General features: G+C 72.6%; 12 protein-coding genes. 3 read left to right on the top strand and 9 right to left on the bottom strand.

Going from position 1 to position 15128, the window contains the following annotated elements; all coding sequences use genetic code 11:
• Positions 1-25 precede the first annotated feature (25 nt).
• Positions 26-385, bottom strand: a complete 360-nt coding sequence (locus tag J1M37_RS04995; RefSeq protein WP_020625365.1) for a thiamine-binding protein — start codon at positions 383-385, stop codon at positions 26-28.
• A gap of 80 nt (positions 386-465) precedes the next feature.
• Positions 466-1806 (bottom strand): Nramp family divalent metal transporter, encoded by a 1341-nt coding sequence (locus J1M37_RS04990; protein WP_041103600.1) that lies wholly within the window; start codon positions 1804-1806, stop codon positions 466-468.
• A gap of 161 nt (positions 1807-1967) precedes the next feature.
• Here J1M37_RS04990 and pta point away from each other — a divergent pair, with 161 nt between their 5' ends.
• Both pta and J1M37_RS04980 read left to right on the top strand, forming a co-directional pair.
• Positions 1968-4043, top strand: coding sequence for a phosphate acetyltransferase (pta, locus tag J1M37_RS04985; RefSeq protein ID WP_020625363.1), 2076 nt, complete (start codon positions 1968-1970; stop codon positions 4041-4043).
• A 20-nt stretch (positions 4044-4063) separates the two neighbouring features.
• A complete protein-coding gene (locus J1M37_RS04980) occupies positions 4064-5212 on the top strand; it encodes an acetate/propionate family kinase (RefSeq protein WP_206452218.1) in 1149 nt (382 codons plus the stop codon).
• A gap of 128 nt (positions 5213-5340) precedes the next feature.
• On the opposite strand, the gene J1M37_RS04975 is transcribed toward J1M37_RS04980, so the two are convergent.
• The 5 genes from J1M37_RS04975 to J1M37_RS04955 all read right to left on the bottom strand — a co-directional run bounded on the left by J1M37_RS04975 (position 5341) and on the right by J1M37_RS04955 (position 11957).
• Positions 5341-7095 (bottom strand): dipeptide ABC transporter ATP-binding protein, encoded by a 1755-nt coding sequence (locus J1M37_RS04975; protein ID WP_206452217.1) that lies wholly within the window; start codon positions 7093-7095, stop codon positions 5341-5343.
• A gap of 2 nt (positions 7096-7097) precedes the next feature.
• Positions 7098-8090 carry an ABC transporter permease gene (locus J1M37_RS04970; protein ID WP_069941073.1) on the bottom strand — a complete coding sequence of 331 codons (993 nt, stop codon included), beginning with the start codon at positions 8088-8090 and terminating at the stop codon, positions 7098-7100.
• A complete protein-coding gene (locus tag J1M37_RS04965) occupies positions 8087-9091 on the bottom strand; it encodes an ABC transporter permease (protein ID WP_069941074.1) in 1005 nt (334 codons plus the stop codon). Before J1M37_RS04965 ends, J1M37_RS04970 begins: the two co-directional genes overlap by 4 nt.
• Positions 9092-9196: 105 nt before the next feature.
• Complete coding sequence (locus J1M37_RS04960; protein ID WP_206452216.1) at positions 9197-10879, bottom strand: ABC transporter substrate-binding protein; 1683 nt, start codon at positions 10877-10879, stop codon at positions 9197-9199.
• Positions 10880-11033: 154 nt separating this feature from the next.
• Positions 11034-11957, bottom strand: a complete 924-nt coding sequence (locus J1M37_RS04955) for a glycerophosphodiester phosphodiesterase family protein (protein WP_206452215.1) — start codon at positions 11955-11957, stop codon at positions 11034-11036.
• Positions 11958-12057: 100 nt separating this feature from the next.
• Here J1M37_RS04955 and J1M37_RS04950 point away from each other — a divergent pair, with 100 nt between their 5' ends.
• Positions 12058-13335 carry a DUF445 domain-containing protein gene (locus J1M37_RS04950; protein WP_044658638.1) on the top strand — a complete coding sequence of 426 codons (1278 nt, stop codon included), beginning with the start codon at positions 12058-12060 and terminating at the stop codon, positions 13333-13335.
• 106 nt (positions 13336-13441) lie between these two features.
• On the opposite strand, the gene J1M37_RS04945 is transcribed toward J1M37_RS04950, so the two are convergent.
• Both J1M37_RS04945 and J1M37_RS04940 read right to left on the bottom strand, forming a co-directional pair.
• Positions 13442-14311 (bottom strand): hypothetical protein, encoded by an 870-nt coding sequence (locus tag J1M37_RS04945; protein WP_206452214.1) that lies wholly within the window; start codon positions 14309-14311, stop codon positions 13442-13444.
• Between the two features lie 33 nt (positions 14312-14344).
• A complete protein-coding gene (locus tag J1M37_RS04940; protein ID WP_036383543.1) occupies positions 14345-15070 on the bottom strand; it encodes an alpha/beta hydrolase in 726 nt (241 codons plus the stop codon).
• Positions 15071-15128 lie beyond the last annotated feature (58 nt).

Here is a 15128-nt window from a genome sequence, read left to right as displayed (position 1 = left end):
GTGGGGGGCTGGGGGTCAGCCGGGATCAGCGGGCGTCCGCCGCGTCCCCGTTCCCGTCCTCGGCGAGCGCCGCCTCGAGGCGCTCGAGCTTGCCGTCCAGCTCGCCCGAGTGGCCGGGGCGGATGTCCGCCTTGAGCACGAGCGAGACCCGGGAGCCGTACGAGGAGACCGCGTCCACGGCGCCGCGCACGACCTCCATCACCTCGTCCCAGTCGCCCTCGATCTCCGTGAACATCGAGGAGGTGCGGTGGGGCAGGCCGGAGGCGCGGACCACGGCGACGGCGGCGGCCACCGCCCGGTGCACGGAGGCGGTGTCCGCGTCCCCGGGCAGGTGGGCGGAGTCGGCGGGCTGGCCGGAGGGAGCGACGGAGAAGGCGACGATCATGGCACCAGTGTGCCCGCTGCGCCGCCCGTGGTCACCGGCCAGGGCCGGCCGAGTCGGAGCCCACCCGGCCGGCCACCCGGTCAGCCCCCGATCAGCGGCTGCAGGGCCTTCCACAGCTCGTTCACGCCGATCGCCACGAACACGGCGGCCGTCAGGCCCAGCAGCGTGTTGCGGATCCAGCCGTTGCGGAACTGGGCCGGCACCTCCTTCTTGTTGTTCAGGAACAGCAGCGTCACGGCCAGGAACGGCATGAACAAGGCGCCGAGCGTGCCGTAGAGCAGGATCAGGAAGATCGGGCGATCCAGGAACAGCAGGGTCATCGGCGGGAAGGTCAGCCACAGCAGGAAGAAGCGGCCCGGCTTCGAGGCCAGCGAGGGGGCGTCGTCCTGGTCGAGCTCGTCCGCGGGGCGGCGGAAGTTCGTCCAGAAGTCCGCGAACATCAGGGAGACGCCGTGCCACACGCCCAGAAGCGAGGAGAAGGACGCGGCGAAGAAGCCCACCAGGAACACCACGGAGTACGCCTGGCCGTAGCGCTCGGCGAGCACGTTGCCGACGTCGAGCAGGCCGCGGTCACCGGAGGAGATCGCCAGGCCGGCCGAGTGGAGCAGCTCGACGCCCATGATCATGGTGGCGATCACGAAGATGCCGGTGAGGATGTACGACGTCGCGTTGTCGAACTTCATCACCCGCATGTACTTCGGGACGTTCCAGCCCTTCTCCCGCAGCCAGTAGGCGTACGCGCCGAGGGTGATGGTGCCGCCCACGCCGCCGGCCAGGCCGAGCACGTAGAACATGACGTCCGGGTCGCCGGACGGGATGCGCGGGACCAGGCCGGCGAGGATGTCGCCCACGTTGGGGGCGGTGAGCGCCGCGGAGAGCAGGACGGTCAGGAACATGACGCCGATCAGCACCGCCATGAGCTTCTCGATCAGCCCGTACCGGTTCAGCCACACCAGGCCCAGGCCCACGAGGCCCAGGCCGATCGCGTAGACCTTCATGTCCACGCCCGGGAACAGCGCGGCCAGGGGCAGCGCGGCCGAGCTCATGGCGGTGGCGCCGTACACGAAGCCCCAGATCAGGATGTAGGGGCCGAAGTACCAGGAGGTCCAGGAGCCCAGCGAGCGCCAGCCCTGGAAGATCGTCTTGCCGGTGGACAGGTACCAGCGGCCCACGCCCTCCACGAGCACGATCTTGAAGATCACGCCCAGGATCACGGCCCACAGGAGCATGTAGCCGTAGCGGGAGCCGGCGGTGAGGGTGGCCACGAGGTCCGCGGCGCCCACGCCCGTGGCGGCCGCCACGATGCCGGGTCCCAGCGAGTTCCACTTCGGCCGGATGGGGGTCTCGTTGAGCTCAGCGTCCGTGAACCCGATGATGTCGGGGTTGTGCACGGGGCGGCCGCGGTCGGCTCTCGTTGCCATGGGAGGGTCCTTAATGCTTGACGGGGCGAGTGCAGTCATGTGTATTACGCGCGTGAGAGACACGCCTCACTCACGTCGATCCGCGTCGGCCGGGACGGGCCCCGACGCCGCGGCCTCGGTACCGTGAACGACGAGCCCCGTCCTCCACCGGAAGGTCCGCCATGCCCCAGGGAATCTTCGTCTCCACCACGTCCACCGGCGCCGGCAAGTCCCTCGTCAGCCTGGGCCTGGCCGACTCGCTGTACCGGCGCTCCGGCACGGTGGGCTACTTCCGCCCCGTGGTGCCCGGCGACGACGTGGAGACCGACCCCATGGTGCTGCTGATGCGCGAGCAGTACGGCCTCTCCCCGGAGCAGGCCCGCGGCGGCCTCACCGCGGCCGAGGCCCGCACCCTCATGGCCGAGGGCCGCGGCGACGAGGTCCAGCAGCGCTGCGTGGAGCAGTACGACGCCATGCGGGCGGCGGGCGGCGTCGTGGTGGTGGAGGGCACCGACCTGATCAGCCCGGACCCGGCCGCCGACCTCGACCTCAACGCCCAGCTCGCCCGCAACCTCGGCACCCCCGTGGTCGCCGTGGTCTCCGGCGCGGACCTGACACCCGAGCAGGCGGCCGACGTCGTGGACCTGGCCCGGCGCACCCTCGACGACGCCGGCGTCGAGCTGCTGGCCGTCATGGTCAACCGCGCGGACCCCCGTGACCTCGACGCCGTCGGCGCGGCCGTGCGCCCCGGCCGCCACGCCTGGCCCGTGTACGTGCTGCCCGAGCTGACCGAGCTCGCGCACCCCTCGGTGGCCGAGGTGGCGGACGCGCTCGGGCTCGAGCAGATGGCCGGGCAGGAGACGCTGGACCGCGACGTCGCCGAGGTCAAGGCCGTCTCCATGGAGGGCGGCAACTTCCTCGAGGTCCTGCGCGAGGGCGCGCTCGTGATCGTCTCCGGCGACCGCTCCGACGCGATCCTGGCCACCGTGGCCTCCTCGCTGACCCCGGACTTCCCCACCCCCTCCGGCATGATCCTCACCAACGGCATCCTCCCGAACCGCCAGCTCCAGCGGCTCTACCTGGGCGCGGCCTTCCCCGTGTTCGTCACCCACGACGACACGTTCACCACCGCCGCGAAGGTCTCCCGGGTGCGCTCCGAGCTCTCCAGCGCCCAGCCCCGCAAGACCGCCGCCGCCCTGGGCACCTGGCACCAGCGCGTGGACGGGGACGAGCTGCTGGCCCGCTTCGACCTGCCACGCACCGACGTCGTCACCCCTCTGCGCTTCCTGCACGAGCTGATCTCCCGCGCCCGCGCGGACCGCCGCCGGATCGTGCTGCCCGAGGGCGAGGATGCCCGCGTGCTGCGCGCCGCCGAGATCCTCCAGCGCCGCGACGTCTGCGACCTCGTGGTGCTCGGCCCGGCCGCCGCCGTGCGGGAGCTGGCCTCCCGCGAGGGCGTGGACCTGAGCGGGATCGAGCTCGTGGACCCCGCCGACTCCCCGGACCTGGAGCGCTACGCGCAGGAGTACGCCCGGCTGCGCGCCCACAAGGGCGTGGACGCCGAGCGCGCCCGCGAGGTCATGCAGGAGGGCGCCTACTTCGGCACGATGATGGTCCACCTGGGCGACGTGGACGGCATGGTCTCCGGCGCCGCCCACACCACCGCCAACACCATCCGCCCCGCGCTGGAGTTCGTGAAGACGAAGCCGGGCGTCTCGATCGTCTCATCGGTGTTCTTCATGCTGCTGCCGGACCGCGCCCTCGTGTACGGCGACTGCGCCGTGAACCCGGACCCGGACGCGCAGCAGCTCGCGGACATCGCCGTGGCGTCCGCGGCCACCGCCGCCCAGTTCGGGGTGGACCCGCGCGTCGCCATGCTCTCCTACTCCACGGGCGCCTCCGGCTCCGGGCAGTCCGTGGACAAGGTCCGCGCCGCCACGGAGCTCGTGAGGGAGCGTGCCCCCGAGCTGAAGGTGGAGGGCCCGCTGCAGTACGACGCCGCCGTCAACGCCTCCGTCGCGGCCTCGAAGATGCCCGGCTCCGAGGTGGCCGGCCAGGCCACCGTGTTCGTGTTCCCGGACCTGAACACCGGCAACAACACCTACAAGGCCGTCCAGCAGTCCTCCGGGGCGGTCGCCGTCGGGCCCGTGCTGCAGGGCCTGAACAAGCCCGTCAACGACCTCTCCCGCGGCACCACCGTGGAGGACATCGTCAACACCGTCGCCATCACCGCCATCCAGGCCCAGGCCCAGGGCTGACGCCCCGGAAGGAGTCCCCCGTGCTCGTCCTTGTCATCAACTCCGGCTCGTCGTCCCTGAAGTACCAGCTCCGTGAGCTGGCCGACGACGGCACGGACGCCCCGGTGCCCGTCCTCGCCCAGGGCCTGGTGGAGCGCATCGGCGTCCCCGGCTCCGGCGTGCCGGACCACGCCGCCGCCCTCGAGCAGGTGGAGGCCGAGCTGGCCGAGGCGACCGGCGGGCGCACCATCGACGCCGCCGGCCACCGCGTGGTCCACGGCGGCGAGCGGTTCACCGCCCCGGCCCGGGTGACCAACGAGGTGATCCGCGCGATCGAGCGCCTCGCCCCGCTGGCCCCGCTGCACAACCCCGCCGCCGCCCAGGGGCTGCGCGCCATGGCCGAGCGCTGGCCGGACATGCCCCAGGTGGTCGTGTTCGACACCTCGTTCCACCAGACCATGCCCCGCGAGGCCTGGCAGTACGCCCTGCCGGACGAGGTCTACACGGAGCACGGCATCCGCCGCTACGGCTTCCACGGCACGAGCCACGACCTCGTCACCGGCCTCGCCGCGGAGCATCTGGGCATCCCGCGGGGGGAGTTCCGGGCCGTGGTGCTGCACCTGGGCAACGGCGCCTCCGCCACCGCCATCCGCGACGGCGTCTCCGTGGACACCTCCATGGGCTACACCCCGCTGGCCGGCCTGGTGATGGGCACCCGCTCCGGCGACCTGGACCCCTCCGTGGTCACCCACCTCATGCGGAACCACGGCTACGACGCCGAGGAGCTGGACACCCTCATGAACAGGCGCTCCGGCCTGCTGGGCCTGGCCGGGGAGGCGGACATGCGCCAGGTGCTGGAGAACGCCGCCTCCGGGGACGGCCGCGCCCGCAACGCCCTGGACGTGGCCTCCTACCGGCTGGCCAAGTACGTGGGCGGCTACCACGTGGCCGTGGGCGGGGCGCAGGCGCTCGTGTTCACCGCCGGGATCGGCGAGAACTCGGCTCCGTTCCGGGCGCGCGTGCTCGACCGGCTCGGGGCGCTCGGGGTGGCCTACGACGCCGAGGCCAACCGCGCCCGCGTGGCCGGGCCCCACACGATCTCCGCGCCGGAGTCGGCGATCCCGGTCCTCGTGGTCCCCACGGACGAGGAGCAGGCGATCGCCCGCTTGACGTGGGAGCTCGCCCGCTGAGCACCGCGCCCGACCGTCCGACCGACGCCCAGCGACATCGCCGCCGGTCCGCCCGGCAGTGATGTCGCTGCGGCTCGGTCGACACGAACGGGGCGCTTCTGCACCCGACCGTCCGGCCCGGTCAGCGCTCAGACGTGGGTGCCGTCCGCCTCGACGGCGATGCCCAGCTCGTTGCCCGGGATCGAGGCGAGCAGGCGGCGGGTGTACGGGTGCCGGGGGTTGGTGAAGACCTCCTCCGAGCTGGCCGCCTCCACCACCTCGCCGTCCTTCATGACGCACACGTAGTCGGAGATGAGCCGCACCACCGCCAGGTCGTGCGAGATGAACAGGTAGCTCAGCCCCAGCTCGTCCTGCAGGCGGCGCAGCAGCGTGAGGATCTGGTCCTGCACGAGCACGTCCAGCGCGGAGACCGGCTCGTCGCACACGATCAGCTCGGGGTTCAGCGCGAGCGCGCGGGCGATCGCCACGCGCTGGCGCTGTCCACCCGAGAGCTCGGCCGGGTACCGGCGGTGGAAGTGGGAGGGCAGGGCCACCTGGTCCATGAGCTCGAGCACACGTGCCCGCCGCTGCGTGGCGTTGCCCCGCCGGTACGTCTGCAGCGGCTCCTCGATGATCCGGCCCACCGTGAACGAGGGGTTGAGCGAGGAGAACGGGTCCTGGAACACGGCCTGCACGCGCTGCCGGAAGTCCTTGAGCCCCTCCCCCTTCAGCGCCAGCACGTCCCTGCCCTCGAAGCTGATCTCGCCCGAGGTCGGCTCGATCAGCTTGAGCAGCATGCGCGCCGTCGTCGTCTTGCCGGAGCCGGACTCGCCGACGATCGAGACGGTCTTGCCGCGCGGGATCTTCAGGGAGACGTCCTTCACGGCGATGAAGTCCTCGTGCCCGCGTACGGGATAGACCTTGGTGAGGTCGCGGATCTCCACCAGCGGGGTGAGGTCCTGCCTCGCCAGGGCCACCGTGGTCAGGGCCGCAGTGTCGTCCTCGGCCAGTGCGACGGGCGCGGGATCGAAGGCCTCGGGCAGCAGGCGGGCCGCCGCCACCGACGGCGCGGCCGCCACGAGCGAGCGGGTGTAGGCGTGCTGCGGGTCCTCGAGGATGGCCCGCGCATCGCCCGACTCCACCACGCGTCCGCGGTGCATCACCACGAGCTGCTGCGCGCGCTCGGCGGCGAGGCCGAGGTCATGGGTGATCAGCAGCACGGAGCTGCCGAGCTCGCGGGTCATCTCCTCGATCTGGTCCAGGATCACCTGCTGCACCGTCACGTCCAGGGCGGAGGTCGGCTCGTCCGCGATCAGCAGCTGCGGCCGGCACGCCAGGCCGATGGCGATCAGCACGCGCTGGCGCAGGCCGCCCGAGAGCTCGTGCGGGTACTGCTTGGCCCGCCGCGCCGGCTCGGGGATGCCGGCGCGCTCCATCACCTCGACGACGGCGGCCCCCACGTCCTTCTTCGTCGCCATGCCGTGGGTCAGCAGGGTCTCCCCGATCTGCTGACCCACCCGGGTCACGGGGTTGAGGTTGGACATCGGGTCCTGCGGCACCAGCCCGATCCGGCGGCCGCGGATGCCGCGCATCCGCGACTCGGGCAGGCCCACGAGCTCCTCGCCCGCGAAGCGGACGGAGCCTGCCGCGACCCGGCCGTTTCCGGGCAGCAGGCCGATCGCGGCCATCGCGGTGGTGGACTTGCCCGAGCCGGACTCGCCCACGATCGCCAGCGTGCCGCCGGCCGGGAGCGTGAGGGACGCGCCCTCCACGGCCTGCACGGTGCCCTGCTGGGTGGTGAACTCCACATCCAGGTCGCGGATCTCCAGCAGCGGGGCGCCGGCCGCGGGGACCGCGGGTGTCGTGCCGGGGCCGGGCGCGCCGTCGTCGTGCTTGGGGTCCATGGTCAGCGCCTCCGGGAGGTCGGGTCGAGGGCCTCGCGCAGGGACTCGCCCAGCAGGGTGAAGCCGAGCGCGGTGATGGCGATGCACAGGCCGGGCAGGAACGCGAGCCACGGGTTGATGCCCAGCTCGGCCTGCGCGTAGGTGAGCATGCGGCCCCACTCGGCGGTCTCGGGGCGGCCGCCGCCGAGGCCGAGGAAGGACAGGGCGGCCGCGTCGATCACGGCCGTGGCCAGGGTGAGCGTGGCCTGCACGATCACGGGGCCCAGCGAGTTCGGCAGCACGTGGGACATCGTGATCCGTCCGCGCGAGAGGCCGAGGGTCTGCGCCGCGAGCACGTAGTCCGACCCCTTCTGCGTGAGCATCGAGGACCGCAGCAGTCGCGCGAACACGGGCACCTGCGCCACCCCGATCGCGATCATCACCGCGAACGGGGTCTGCCCGAGGATCGCCGCGATGGACACCGCCAGCAGCAGGTTCGGCACCGAGAGCAGGATGTCCACGACGCGCATCACCACGGAGTCCACCCAGCCGCCGAACGTGCCGGCCAGCAGGCCGAGCAGCATGCCGCCGGCCAGGCCGAACGCCGTCGAGATGACGCCGATGAGCAGCGAGGCCTGCGCGCCCCAGATCAGCTTGGAGAGCACGTCCCCGCCGAAGCGGTCCAGGCCCAGCGGGTAGCCGGCCACCTCGCCGGGGCCGGGCACGTGGGTGGGGCGGATCTCGCGCATGCCGGGTGTGGCCGTGCCCGCGTACGGGGCCAGCACCGGGGCGAGGACGGCCACGAGCACGAAGAGCAGCACGATCACGGCGCCGGCGATCGCCGCCGGGTTGCGGCGCAGCCGCTGGAACGCGGCGCCCCACACGGAGGTGCCGCGGGTGTCCGCGGCGGCCTCGGTGGTCGCCTGGGTGGCCCCGGCCTCGACGGGCGCCAGCGCGTGCTCGACGGCGTGCTCGGTGGGTCCGCCGCCGGGGCTGGGGGGCAGGTTCACGCTCATGAGACACGCACCCTCGGGTCGATGAGGCCGTAGGAGACGTCCACGACCAGGTTGATCAGCGAGTAGAGCAGGGCGATGAAGATGATGAAGCCCTGCAGCACCGGGAAGTCGAGCTGGAAGATCGCCTGCGCGAGGAACCGGCCGATCCCGTTGAACGCGAACACCGTCTCGGTGAGCACCGCCCCGGAGATCAGCAGGCCCAGCTGCAGGCCGAGCGTGGTGCTCACCGGCAGCAGGGCGTTGCGCATGATGAACCGGTTTCGGATCAGGCGCGGGGCCAGGCCCTTGGCGCGGGCCGTGCGCACGAAGTCCGCGTCCTGCACGTCCAGCACGGAGGCACGGGTGATGCGCGCGATGATCGCCAGCGGGATGGTGCCCAGCGCGATGCCGGGCAGCACCAGGTGGGTCAGCGCGTTCAGGGCCGCGTCCCACTCCGCGGTGATGATGCCGTCCCACACGTAGAAGTTCGTGTAGTGGGTGGCGTCGATCCGCGGGTCCTGCCGGCCGTCCGTGGGCAGCCAGCCCAGCTTCACCGCGAACACCCACTTGAGGATGAACGCCAGGAAGAACACGGGCACCACCACGCCGACCAGGGACAGCACGACGGCGACGTCGTCCTGCCACCGGCCCACATGGCGGGCCGCCCAGTAGCCGAGCGGGATGCCGATGGCCACCGCGAACACGATCGCGAAGACCGAGAGCTCCAGCGTGGCCGGGAAGCGGTCCGCGAACTCCTCGACCACGGACCGGTTCGTCATGGTCGAGGTGCCGAAGTCGCCGCGCAGCAGCCGCCCCATGTAGGTGAGGTACTGCTCGAGCAGGGGCTTGTCGAAGCCGTACGCCGCGTTCACGCGGGCCACGGCCTCGGGGGTGGCGCGGTCGCCGAGCAGGGCGGTGGCGGGGCCGCCGGGCAGGCTGCGGACCCACACGAACAGCAGGACGGACAGTCCGAACAGGGTGGGGATCAGCAGCAACAGGCGCTTGCCGATGAGTCTGAGCACGAGGGGCCTCCATGCCGGCGCGGGGGCCGGGCCGGTCGGTGCGAGGGGCGCCGGGGCGCGGCGCCGTCGTCGCCGGTGGGGCGGGTCGTCCCCGGCCCGCCGGGCTCACTCGGTCAGGTCGATCTCGTTGAAGACCTCGTCGTTGACCGGGCTCGCCGGGTAGGAGGCCACGCGCTTGTCGAAGGCCAGCGACGGGGCCGGGTGGGCGAGCGGGACCGCCGGGACGATCTCGGAGATCTGCTCGTTGATCTCCTGGTACTTCGGCGTCTGCTCCTCGAGCGTCGGGATCTGGCGGGCCTCCTCGAGGGCGGAGAACAGCTCCTCGTCGGTGAAGCCGAACTCGGGCTTCTCCTGGCCGAAGAACACGCCCACGAAGTTGTCCGTGTCGTTGTAGTCACCGGTCCAGCCGAGCAGGTGGATGCCGTGGTCCGAGGTGCCCTGCACCTGGTCGAGGTAGTCCGGGCTCCACTTGGCCGGCTTCGCGTTCACCGTGATGCCCACCTCGGCCAGCTGGCTCGAGAGGTTGGAGAACGCCTGCTCGGGGGTCGGCATGTACGGGCGCGAGACGCCGGTGGGGTAGTTGAAGTCGATCGTGAAGCCGTCCGGGTAGCCGGCCTCGGCGAGCAGCGCCTTGGCCTTGGCGGGGTCGTGCTCGTACGTGGTGACGTCCTCGCTGTACCCGTTCACGGACTTCGGGATGAACTGGGTGGCGGGCTCCGTGCCCTCGGGGAGGGTCTGCGCGATGAGGGCGTCCTTGTCGATCGCGTGGGCGATCGCCTGGCGCACCCTGACGTCCTGGAGCTCCTCCTTCTCCTGGTTCAGGCCCAGGTAGAGGATGGTGAACGGGTCGCGGGCCACCACGGTGAAGCCGGCCTCGGACAGGGGCGCGGTGTCCGCGGGGGCCACGAGGTCGTAGCCGTCGATGTCCCCGGCCTCGAGCGCCTGACGGCGGGCCACCGGGTCGTCGATCACGCGGAAGGTGATGTCCGTGACCTCGCCGCCCTCGCCCCAGTAGTCCTCGTTGGCGGTGAGCTTGACGTCCTCGCCCACGCTCCAGGACTCGAACTTGTAGGGGCCGGTGCCGGTGGGGTGTGCCCGGGCGTACTCGGACATCTGGGGCGACTCGGCGGTGCCGCCGACCTCGTCCGCCTTGTACTCCTCGAGCGCCTTCGGCGACTGCATGGCGAAGGCCGGCAGGGACAGGGAGGAGATGAAGCCCGCGAACGGCTGCGCCAGCGTGATCTTCACCTCGTGCTCGCCGGTGGCCTCGCACTCCTTGTAGACGGCGTCCTCGGGCTTGTCCGCGAAGCCGCGGAACAGCTTGCCGTAGTAGTACGAGAGGGTCTCCGACTGCTGGATGCCCGTGAAGTTGTACCAGCGGTCGAAGTTGGCGCACACGGCCTCCCCGTTGAACGGCTCGCCGTCGTGGAAGGTCACGCCCTCCTTCAGCTGGAACGTGTGGGTCAGGCCGTCCTCCGAGGACTCCCAGGACTCGGCCAGCAGCGGCGCGGGGTCCGCGGTGCCCGGCTTCGTGCCCACGAGGCCCTCGAAGATCTGACGGGAGACCCGGAAGGTCTCGCCGTCGGAGGCGAAGGCCGGGTCCAGGGTCTTCGGGTCGGAGGAGGCGGCGAAGATGAACGAGCCGTCCACTTGGGCGGCGTCGCCCCCGCCCGAGCCGCCGGAGCCGCCGCCGTCGCGCTGGCTCTGGGCGCAGCCGGTGACGAGCAGGGCGCCGGCCGCGGTGAGCGCGGCGGCGGACAGGAGTCGGTGACGCAGACGGGTGGCCATGGGGGCTCCTCCGGGAGAGGTCTCAGCCGAGACGCGGGTGCGAGGGGACCGCGCCGTCGGGTGTGACCTCGGGCACGCTCCTGGACGTGACTATAGCCACAAGCGCGGGCAGGAACGCAACGCAGGCCGCGTCTGCGCGTGCGGCACGGCGCCCTCAGGCCCCGGTGGGCACCCGCTCCCGACGCGCGGCGGCCCGCTCGCGGACCCAGCGCAGCACGTCCTCCGGACGGTTGGTGGTGAGCTCCTGCACCCCCTGGGCGAGGAGGAAATCGGCGTCCTCGCGCTCGTCGACGGTCCACACCCGCAGCCGCCGCCCCGCCGCCAGCCACGCCTTCACGTCCGCCAGGTGCTCCCGCACGTAGGCCACGGAGGGCCCCGCCATCCCGGCCCGGCCGCGCCAGACGAGCGACTCGGACCCGGCCAGCGACTGGCGCGCCGCCGCACGCACCGCCGCCCGGCTCAGCGGCCCCCGCGCGAGCCGGGTCGGCAGCTCCGTCGGCATGAGGTCCATCAGGGGGCAGAGGGGGTCCGTGCCGGCCAGCGGCGCCACGTGGCGCAGCGCGTCCGGATGGAAGCTCATGAGGGACACCTGCACCTGACCCAGTCGGCCGGTCTCCGGGTCCCAACCGGCCCGCAGCAGCTCCCGCAGCACCCGCTCCTCGAGCTCATGCCCGAACGGGGAGGGGTGCTTGAGCTCCACGGCCAGGCGCAGCGGCCGGTCCGCGGCCGCCGCGATCGCCAGGAGGTCGGCCAGGGTGAGCACCTGCTCCCCCGCGCCGCCGTACACGGCGGGCGGCGCCGTCGTCGTGGCGGGCTCGGCCCCCGGACGCCGGGCGTGCCACGAGACGACATCGAGGCCGCGCAGACGATCCAGCGTGTGTTCCGCGACGGCGCCGCGCCCGTCCGAGGTGCGGTCCACGGTGGGGTCGTGCCAGCAGACGACCTCGCGGTCCCGCGTGAGCTGGACGTCGCATTCGAGACCGTCCGCGCCCACGGCGAGGGCGTGGAGCATGGCGGCGCGGGTGTGCTCGGGGAAGGCGGCGGAGGCACCGCGGTGGGCGATCACGAGGGCGGGCACGCCGCCAGGCTAGGGAGCGCGTGTGCCGACCACGTCACCGCAGGGTGCCCGGCTGGTTAACTGGTGGGGACCATTCGGTGCACGCGATCAGGAGCCTCCCGTGTCCTTCTCCCCCGACCCCGCCCAGCAGCTGCTCAGCGCCGGTGCCCTCGAACGCGCGGCGGGCCTGCGGCGCATGAAGGCCGTCGCCCTGGGGCTGCTCATCCTGCTGGCCGTGGTGTTCGTGGTCGCGTTCCCGTTGCAGGACACCCACCCGGTGTGGGGCTACGTGCGCGCCGCCGCGGAGGGCGGCATGGTCGGCGCACTGGCGGACTGGTTCGCGGTCACGGCGCTGTTCCGCCACCCGATGGGTGTGCCCGTGCCGCACACCGCCCTGATCCCGCGGAAGAAGGACCAGCTCGGCGCCGCGCTGACCGAGTTCGTGCAGGAGAACTTCCTGGACTCGGAGGTCGCCCACGAGAAGGTCGACGGACTGAAGGTGGCCGAGGCCGCCGGCGGCTGGCTGCGCCGTGAGGAGAACGCGGCTCGCACCGCCCGGGAGATCGCGACGGCGGCCCGGGGCGCCATGGCCGCGGCCGACGACGACGCCGTCCAGGAGCTGCTGCGCCAGCTGATGGAACGCCACATGGTGGCCCCGGACTGGTCCCCCACGCTCGCAGGCGTGCTGGAGGACGTGGTGGCCGGACGGCACCACGAGCGCGTGGTGGACCTCGTGGTCGCCCACACCGGGGACTGGGTGGCCGCCCACCCCGAGCTGTTCGTCGAGACGGTGCGCCGTCGCTCCCCCGAGTGGAGCCCGGACCTCGTGGACCGCCTCCTCGCCGAGCGACTGCACGCCGAGACCCTCAAGTATCTCGCCGGCATCCGCCGCGACCGGCAGCACGAGGCCCGCCGCGCCGTCGACGACTGGCTCGACCGCCTCGCCGACGAGATGCGGAACGAGCCCGCCACCCGCGCCTCGGTGGAGCGGTTCAAGCGGAACCTGTTCGCGGACGAACGGCTGCGCGCGTGGGCCGGGCGGGCCTGGGTCTCCCTGCGGGACTCGCTCCTGGACGCGCTCGAGGACCCGTCCTCCGACCTGCATCGCGCGCTCGTGGCCGCCCTGCGCGACCTCGGCGCCCGCCTGCAGGAGGACCCCGAGCTGCGCGACCGCGTGGACGGCCACGCCCGCCGCGCCGCGGCGTATGCGCTGAGCTCCTACGGGCCGGCGCTGACCGGGGTGATCGAGGAGACGGTCGCCCGCTGGGACGGCGAGCAGACCGCGCGCACCCTCGAGCTGTTCGTGGGCAAGGATCTGCAGTTCATCCGCATCAACGGCTCGGTCGTCGGCGCGCTCGCGGGCCTGGCGATCCACGGGGTGGCCACGCTGTTCCTCTGAGCCGCCGCTCCTGCCCCGCACTTTCGAACGTGAAATGGGGCGAATGGGCGCTTTCGAACGTGAGAGAGGGCCTCTCTCACGTTCGAAAGCGCGGGGGGCGGGGCCGTCAGGCGGCGGGCTTGTCCTTCTCGTCCTTGCCGCCGGGCAGGGCGCGACGGATCGCACCGAAGACGCCGCCGTCGTCCTTGGTGCCATCGGCGCGCCCCTGTGCGGCGCCCTCGCGGATCTCGCCGGGGATCACCATCGGCAGGGGGCCGAAGAGCTCCGCGGCGTTCTCCATCACGGCCTTGCCCATGGCGCGGTTGCCCACGCCGCCGATCACGGCGCCCACGCCGAACGGCACGGCGCGGCCCACGAAGCCGGCACCCTGCCGCAGGAGCATCTTGCGCATGAACGTCCTCTTGAGGCGATCCACCACGAACGCGCTGATGCCGGTGCCCGATGCGGTGCCCGCGAGCGCGTTGAGGCTGGACTGCGGGTCGTAGGGACGGCCGGCCTTGGCGGCGGCCTCGCGGAGCAGCTCCTTGGCGTCGTCGCCGAGCATGAGGCCCATGACGAGGGCCTGGGCGCGCTGCGGGTCCTGCGTGGTGATGCCGTGCAGCTCGGCGAGGGACTGCGCGTAGAGGGCGGTGGCCTCCATGAAGCCGGCGACCGCGGCACCGGACAGGCCGAGCGCGGCCACGGTGCCGATGCCCGGGACGATCGCGGTGCCGCCCACGGCGGCACCGGCCCCCGTGACGGTGGTCAGGTACTGCTGCCCGAGCCGCTCGGCGAGACGCTCCGGGCTCTCCCCCGGGTGCTTCGCCGCCATGCGCTGGATGTTCTTCAGGACCAGGGGGCGCTGGACCGCCAACACCGTGGAGAGGGCCTTCTCGAAGCCCTCCGTGGGCTCGCCGTTCTCATCGAGTGCCGACTTCAGCCCGAAGTCCTTCACCTTCCCGGACGCGTACCGGCCGATCGTCGAGTTCTTTGCCATGCGCGCCACAGTATCGGCGCGCGACCCCCGCGGTCAGGACCCGGGCGTCGCCGCGCGCAGGGAGTGCTCGAGGAAGATGCGCACGTCACGGACCTCGTCGGGGCCGGTCCCGTGCAAGATCCCGGGGTAGGTGCGCACGGTCAGGCGGGTGTGCTCCTCGGCCCACGCGCGGGTGTGGGCGACGGCGTCCGGATGGATCACGGGATCCTCGGCGTCCCGGCCCCAGAAGAACGGGCGCGGGCCCGGTCCCTCGGCCGGGGAGTCGAGCATGGCCAGCAGCTCGTTGTCGACGGCGAAGCCGCTCAGGCCCACACCGCAGGTGAACGCCTCGGGGCGCAGACGCAGGACCGTCGTCGCCATGGCCATGCCCTGGGAGAAGCCGAGCACCGAGACCGTGCGGAAGCCGGCCGCCACGACCTCCTCGGCGGAGAGCACGTCGAACACGCGGTGGGCGGCGGCGAGCACCTGGGCGAAGTCGGACTGCAGCAGCAGGTCGAGCAGGAACCAGCCGTGCGCGCCGGGGTCGCCCGGGCCTTCGGACGCCGTCTCGTCGATCTCGAAGCCGCCGCGCACCGCCAGGCCGGTGCACCGCTCCGGGAGCATCGGGAAGTGGCGGCGCGCCGCGCGGACCTCGTTGGAGCCGTAGCCGTGGAACACGAGCACCAGGTCCGTGCCCGCGCGCTCCGCCGGCGGGCGCGACCACACCACGCTGTGGCCGGAGCTGATCGTCTCGGTGACTGGTGCGGGCGTGGGGCTCATGGCTCCATCCTAGGGAGGACCCCCGACCGGGCGTCATGCCTGGTCAGGGGCCGCTCTC

It is taken from the genome of Micrococcus sp. KRD012 (genome assembly GCF_017168555.1).
Lineage (GTDB): Bacteria > Actinomycetota > Actinomycetes > Actinomycetales > Micrococcaceae > Micrococcus > Micrococcus luteus.
Note: the sequence above shows the minus strand (reverse complement) of the source record. Positions and strands in the feature narration are given on the sequence as shown.